Annotated in this window: 6 protein-coding genes; 5 read left to right on the top strand and 1 reads right to left on the bottom strand. The window is 44.5% G+C overall.

What is annotated here, in order from left to right:
• From VFW36_RS12340 to VFW36_RS12355, 4 genes are all read left to right on the top strand, one after another.
• On the top strand, positions 1 to 1,456 hold a 1,456-nt coding region (locus VFW36_RS12340), incomplete at its 5' end, for an NAD(P)/FAD-dependent oxidoreductase (RefSeq protein WP_329659117.1).
• 17 nt (positions 1,457 to 1,473) lie between these two features.
• Complete coding sequence (locus VFW36_RS12345; protein ID WP_329659118.1) at positions 1,474 to 1,635, top strand: hypothetical protein; 162 nt, start codon at positions 1,474 to 1,476, stop codon at positions 1,633 to 1,635.
• A 45-nt stretch (positions 1,636 to 1,680) separates the two neighbouring features.
• Positions 1,681 to 2,490, top strand: coding sequence for a peptide deformylase (locus VFW36_RS12350; protein WP_329659119.1), 810 nt, complete (start codon positions 1,681 to 1,683; stop codon positions 2,488 to 2,490).
• Positions 2,491 to 2,558: 68 nt separating this feature from the next.
• A complete protein-coding gene (locus VFW36_RS12355) occupies positions 2,559 to 4,838 on the top strand; it encodes an ATP-binding protein (RefSeq protein ID WP_329659120.1) in 2,280 nt (759 codons plus the stop codon).
• A 3-nt stretch (positions 4,839 to 4,841) separates the two neighbouring features.
• Here VFW36_RS12355 and VFW36_RS12360 read toward each other — a convergent pair whose 3' ends face one another.
• A complete protein-coding gene (locus VFW36_RS12360) occupies positions 4,842 to 5,591 on the bottom strand; it encodes a response regulator transcription factor (protein ID WP_329659121.1) in 750 nt (249 codons plus the stop codon).
• Positions 5,592 to 5,778: 187 nt separating this feature from the next.
• Between VFW36_RS12360 and hemN the strand changes: the two genes are divergently transcribed.
• Positions 5,779 to 7,008 (top strand): oxygen-independent coproporphyrinogen III oxidase (hemN, locus tag VFW36_RS12365; protein WP_329659122.1); only part of this gene is annotated, 1,230 nt, incomplete at its 3' end.

Raw genomic sequence — 7,008 nt, forward strand, 5'->3', positions numbered from 1 at the left:
CGTCCTCGGTGGCGGTGTCGCCGGACATACTGCAGCAACGTTCGCGGCAGATTGGCTCGGAAAAGATCACGAGGTAGTGGTAGTAACCCCTAACTCAAAATGGAACTGGATCCCATCAAACATTTGGGTTGGTGTCGGTCAAATGTCGAAAGAAGAGGTTACTTTTGACCTTGCTCCTGTTTATCAAAAAGCTGGAATTACCTACAAACAAGCGAAAGCGGTAAGCCTTAACCCTGAGGGGAATGCAAGCAGCGATAAAGCGTTTGTTACGATCGAGTATACCGGTCAAGGCAAAGCGGGACAAAGTGAAGACGTAACGTATGATTATTTGATCAACGCTACCGGACCGAAACTTAACTTTGCAGCGACTCCGGGTCTCGGTGATGCTAACGGTTTAGGTGAATTCACTGTTTCAGTATGTACGGCAGACCATGCTGATCATGCGGCACACGAATTGGCAAAATGTATCGAAAAAATGAAAAAAGGGGAGCGTCAAAAATTCCTCATCGGAACAGGTCACGGTATGTGTACGTGTCAAGGTGCGGCATTTGAGTACATTTTCAACATCGAACACGAACTTCGCAAAGCGGGCGTACGTGACATGGCAGATCTTCAATGGATCTCTAATGAATCATTCCTCGGTGACTTCGGTATCGGCGGATTGCACATGAAACGCGGCGGATATGCAGCATCTTCACGTCTTTTCGCAGAGTCATTGTACTCTGAGCGCGGGGTTAAATGGACTATCGGTGCTCACGTAAACAAAGTTGAAAAAGGGAAAGTTTCTTACGAACTTCTTGACGGTTCAATGGGTGAGCAAGAGTTCGACTTCGCAATGTTGATTCCTCCGTTCGCGGGTGTCGGCCTCAAAGCATACGATAAAGCGGGTGAAGATATTACCGCTACTGTATTTGCTCCAAACGGATTTATGAAAGTTGATGCAAACTACAACGCAGGTGCGTATGAAAACTGGAAAGCGTCTGACTGGCCACGTACATACCAAAATCCGACATACAAAAATCTCTTCGCCGCAGGTATCGCGTTTGCTCCTCCGCATCCGATCTCTAAACCGATGACGACTCCAAACGGAACACAAATTTTCCCAACGCCTCCACGTACAGGTATGCCAAGTGGTATTATCGGTAAAGCGGTAGCTCACAGTGTTTGTGATTTGATCAAAAAAGGACCGAGTGCACACTTGCATGAAGCGTCTATGGCAGAAATGGGTGCGGCGTGTGTTGCATCAGCAGGTAAAGGTCTATTCGACGGTACTGCTGCGGCATTGACCGTTTATCCGGTTGTTCCTGACTTCGAAAAATACCCTGGTCTCGGACGTGACTTGGATTACACCTTCGGTGAAATCGGACTTGCAGGTCACTGGATCAAACATATCCTACACCACATGTTTATCTATAAAGCTAAGCTCAATCCGGGCTGGACTTTGATCCCTGAATAAGAAAAAGGAGAAAAAATATGAACGAAATCGAAAAATACGTTAAACCGTACGACAATAATTTCACAACGATGGTACCGACAAATTTTGTTATCAAAATGCGTACCTGCAAAATTTGGCAGCTTATCCGCTTTATCATGATCAACATCAAAATGTTGATCGTTGTTCGCAAAAGCCACTAATTCTAAGCCCCCTTCGGGGCTTTACCTCCTAAGAAAGTTTTACCAATGATTAAAGAATTGATCACCTACCCTGATGAGCGGATTAAATATATTTCTGCCGATGTTCGGAAATTTGATGATGAGTTGTTTGAACTACTGGAAAATATGCATGATACGATGGCACATAACGGTCTGGATGCCATTTCTGCGATTCAGATTGCCGTCCCTTTCAGTGCTATCATTATTAAAGACGAAGATCGTCTAATTGAACTGATCAATGCCCGTATCATTCTCAACGAGGGAAGCGAAGAGGGAGAGGAGAAGAGCGCTTATTTCCCTGCAGGGTTCAGTGCCGCGATTAAGCGATACGGAAAGATCAAGGTAGTCTATGAAAACCGTTACGGCGAGTTGCAACACCTCGATGTAGAAGGTGCACTGTCGCGCAGAATTCAACAGCAGGTTGATTTTCTCTTTGGAGGTACATTGCTCGATAAAATGGCCAAAGAGAATCGTAGTAGTGCAGAGAAGCAGCTTGCACAAGATGGATTTATCGCGGGTGAATCGTGTCCGGTCGTTTTCGTTCGTGACTATTTTAAACGGGGTGCCAAATATCTTCTTGTATTAGTGACACTGACATTTCTCCTTCCGTTTTTTGTTTCACCCGAGTTACGTGAATTGGTTTATACGCTCGATAAATATGCTCTCGTCGGCGTAGTGCTATTAATGATTATTTATTTTATCTATGGACAGTACGAAGGTAAAAAATATAAGCAGTGTACCAGTTGTCAAATCGGCAATATTATCGGAACCGTATTGATTTTAGCTTTTCAGTTGCTAATTGTCTCTTCGGGTGTATTTTTCTGGGTTGCTCCATAATAAAAAATTATACTTTCACCCCTTTTTGAGTATTATATCGGTAAAACTATCGTATTCAAGGAACCCTGATGAACCTTCCCGATATATCTAATTTATTCCGATCCAAAGAGATTTTAATCACTTCAAAAGACTCTATTTTACAAGAGTGGGTATCGGATGAGCTGAGTGCATCGATTTTAGAGCGGCACGGAATCGACACCGATTTTTTTAAAGAGCAGTATGCAGGAAGCGTTTTTGACTATTTTATAGGGGTTGTATCGGGGTCGATGGTGATCGGTGATTGCCCTGTGATTGCAGAATTGATCGATTATTTAAAAAATAAAGAGCTTCGTGCGGATGAGCTTTTTGTTTTGTGTACCCATTTTAAACGCTCCGTCCTCAATGCCACTTACCGCTTGGGGATCAACGATCAGTCGATGTTTGTCTCCATCAGCTATCTGTTTGACAAAAACTTTTCGGGTGTTTTAAAACTTTATACCGACACCATCTACCAAAAAGAGCAAGAAGCACTCAACGCCTCCAAAGCAAAAGAGTATTTTCTCTCCAATATGTCTCATGAGATTCGGACACCGCTTAATGCTATTTTGGGATTTGTCTCCCTTTTACGAGATGAGACGACCAATCCCCGCTATCAGCAATATCTCGATATTATCAGCAACAGCGGCGAAAACCTTCTCCACATTATCAATGATATTCTTGATTTCAGCAAACTTCGAAGCGGAGAATTTACCGTCGATCCGCAGCCGTTTAATATCCATGATGAGATTTCCCATACGATGGAACTTTTTGTCCCCGGAGCAAACTCCAAAAGCCTTACCTTGACCAGTTTTATCGATCCTGCTATTCCCTATGAGATTGTGGCCGATGCATTGCGGATCAAACAGATTGTCGGAAATTTTTTGAGTAACGCGATAAAGTTTAGCCACCATGCCGGTGCTATCCACGTGGAGGCACGGTTTGATGGAGGGATTCTGTCGCTCTCGGTGCGTGATGAAGGGATGGGGATCTCCCCCTCAGATCAAGAGCGGATTTTTGATGCGTTTTCTCAGGCTCAAGAGGGGAGCATAAAGATCAACGAGGGGACAGGACTCGGGCTCTCCATTTGTAAACAATTAGCGGTACACATGGGAGGGGTGATCGAACTCGAATCGACACTTGGGGATGGAAGTACGTTTACCCTCAAAATTCCTGCGGTAGCAAACCGCGAGTGTGAAGTGACAAAATTCGATGTATCGATGTTCGAGGGGATCCGATTCGGATTGCTTGCCTATGATCCAAGTGAGAGCTATAAACTGGAGTCGCTGCAGCGCTATTGGGATCATTTCGGGTTGGATATTCATCTGATTCATGACGTTCAAGAGCCGTGTGATCTCTTGATCTTTCTGGAAAGTTCTATGAGCGATGCGGCACGTAAAACTATTATTGAGCATCAAATCCCCTCTATTGCCATTCTCGATTTTTTGGATGAACGCTATGATACGATTTACACGATTGCACCGCTTACCTTTCCGATCTATTGTACAAAACTGCAAAGTGCTTTATGCGATGTTTTAGGAATGCAAGGAACCCATACTCCTGTCACGGGTGGGAGTAAAAGAAGGGGCGGATTTATCGGAAAAGTACTGGTAGCCGAAGATAATTTGGCCAATCAGGAGTTGATTAAAATCATATTGGAACGATACGGTCTCAGCTACACGATCGCCTCTAACGGAGTCGAAGCACTGCACTCATTTCAGGCGGAATCTTTTGATATGGTGTTGATGGATGAACAGATGCCTCTTATGAACGGTAATGAGGCGACAGCGGCTATTTTAGCGTATGAGCACGAACATCATCACCTGCATGTCCCGATTGTCGCATTAACGGCGAATGTGATCAAAGGCTCACGTGAGCGATCGATTCAAAACGGCTACGATGCATTTTTAGGAAAGCCGATCGTCCTCAAAGAGATCGAGCAGATATTTGAGCGCTATTTAAAACCGACCGTATTAGCTGAAGCAAAAGAGGTGCAATCATCAGGTGTCTCTCGATGGAAAAACATCGATATGGAACATCTCAAAAGTGCTTTGATGCTGGATGAGGAACAAATCGAGTATCTATTAGGGATTTATCACCAAAAGATGGAACATTCGCTCCACGAGATTTTAGCGGCTATCGAGAAAAGAGAGTATGAAAACATCGCTTTTATTGCCCATGCGATCAAAGGCTCGAGTGCTAATTTCCGATTTGATGAGTTGTCCCGTCTTGCGTATGTGATCGAGTGTTCGGCGACACAGAGCGAAGAAGAGTTTGATTTTATCGAAGCGTATGAAGTGCTTCGGAGTGAGTTTGAAAAACGGTTCGAATAGAGGCTACTCTTCGAGATAGTAGCCGACTCCGGAAGCGTTTTTGATCACGTCGGTCGGGAGTTTGGATCGGAGTCTCCATACGAGGGTACGAACACTGTTGTCGGTTGCCCCTTTGGTCTCCCAGACATAGTTGATCGCCTGTTGGAAATCGACGACACTCCCGAGTTGAGCGACTAAGAGACGGATAAAGGCGTTCTCTTTTTTGGTGAGTTTGATTTTTTGGTTTTGATAAAAAGTTTCACCCAACCCCGTATCATGGCGGTACCCTTCGCCGAATTCGACGATCGGTTTATCGGAGAGCTTTTTGGCATAGACCAGCTTTTCGAGCTCTTCACGATCCGATTTGAGTTCATCGATATTCGATTTGCGCTTTTTCTCCTCTTTGAAACGGTAAAGCGCCATTTGAATCGTAGTGTGTAGGTTGATCGGGTCAAACGGCTTGACGATATACCCATAGGGCTCCGTTTTCTTGGCTTTTGCGAGCATGTCGTTATCCGAATGAGCCGTCAGATAGATAAACGGGAGCTGATTTTTATCGCGGATGTATTGCGCTAACTCAATACCGTCCGTCGTTTTTTGCAATCCGATGTCGATGAGGGCAATATCGGGGTTATATATTTTAATTTTATTGCGCGCCGTTACGGCGTTGTCCGCTAATGAAATGACGTCATAGCCTTGTTTCTCCAAGGACATTTTTAGATTCATTGCGGTTACTTCATCATCTTCGATGATTAGCACTTTGATAGCACTCATAAACTCTCTTTACTATAGTATTGAATTTCCGTTCATTTTATCACATTTTATAAAAAAAACAAATTTTTGACGTATAATTTATTCTATTTTATCACCACTATTTCTCTTGGTAACAGAGGAATTTTAGGGGACATTCAATCCAAAAGGGTATAATCGCGATAATATACCTTTTTGGGGACGTAGTACCATGTTTGATTTTGACAAATTTACCAAATATTCCAAACCGGGACCGCGCTATACGAGCTATCCCACGGCATTGGAGTTCAGTGACTCGTTTGATTATAACGGATTCCTTGCAAAGCTCCACGCACAAGAGCCCTCACGTCCCCTTTCACTCTATTTTCATTTGCCGTTTTGCAAAAATGCCTGTTACTTTTGCGGGTGTAACGTCGTATTTACCTCCAAAGAGGATAAAAAAGAGCGTTATATCGATTATCTGACGCGTGAGCTTCAAATCCTGAGCCAACATATCGATGTCAACCGTCCGGTGATACAGCTCCATTTCGGCGGAGGAACTCCGACGTTTTTCGATGCGGATCAATTAAACCGCATTATCAGTGCGATTAAAAGCCATTTCAAAAATTTTACCGCTGATGCCGAGATCAGCTGTGAGATCGATCCCCGTCATATCAATGACGATCAGATGAGAGTGATGAGCGAGGCGGGATTTAACCGTGTCAGCTTCGGGATTCAGGATTTTGACGAAAAAGTCCAAGTTGCCGTTCACCGTGTACAGCCTTACGACATCACCAAAGCGGCGATGGAGTTAGCTCGTAAATACAATATGGTGAGTGTCAATGTCGATCTGATCTACGGATTGCCGTATCAGTCTCTGGAGACGTTTAAAAAGACCCTTGATCTTGCGATCTCCCTCGATCCGGATCGATTCGCCGTGTTCAACTACGCCCATGTACCGTGGCTCAAAAAAACGATGCGTAAAATCGATGAGACAACGTTGCCGCATCCTAGCGAGAAGCTCGCCATTATGCGCTATACCATCGACCACATGTCCGAGCGCGGATACCGCATGATCGGGATGGACCATTTCGCCAAACCGGAAGATGAACTCTTCAAAGCGATCGAAAAAGGGGAGCTTCACCGTAACTTCCAAGGGTACACCACCAAAGGGGGAGCCGATCTGATCGGAGTAGGGCTTACCTCTATCGGTGAGGGGATTGACTATTACGCACAGAACTTCAAAGAGATGGAAGCGTATGAAGCGGCTATCGATGCGGGGAAATTGCCGTATGAGAGAGGGGTAGCGTTAAGCGAAGACGACCGTATCCGACAATACGTCATTATGGAGTTGATGTCTAATTTCAAACTCGATATAGAGCGTTTTGAACGTCTTTACGGGGTGAAATTTGCAGATTACTTTGCCGATGCGATTGAAGAATTGAAGCCGTTCGAAGCGGAC

This window comes from Sulfuricurvum sp. (assembly GCF_036279695.1).
GTDB lineage: Bacteria > Campylobacterota > Campylobacteria > Campylobacterales > Sulfurimonadaceae > Sulfuricurvum.

Coding starts and splice junctions, on each gene's coding strand:
- VFW36_RS12345 (WP_329659118.1), top strand. CDS start 1,474: ATGAACGAAATCGAAAAATACGTTAAACCGTACGACAATAATTTCACA.
- VFW36_RS12350 (WP_329659119.1), top strand. CDS start 1,681: ATGATTAAAGAATTGATCACCTACCCTGATGAGCGGATTAAATATATT.
- VFW36_RS12355 (WP_329659120.1), top strand. CDS start 2,559: ATGAACCTTCCCGATATATCTAATTTATTCCGATCCAAAGAGATTTTA.
- VFW36_RS12360 (WP_329659121.1), bottom strand. CDS start 5,591: ATGAGTGCTATCAAAGTGCTAATCATCGAAGATGATGAAGTAACCGCA.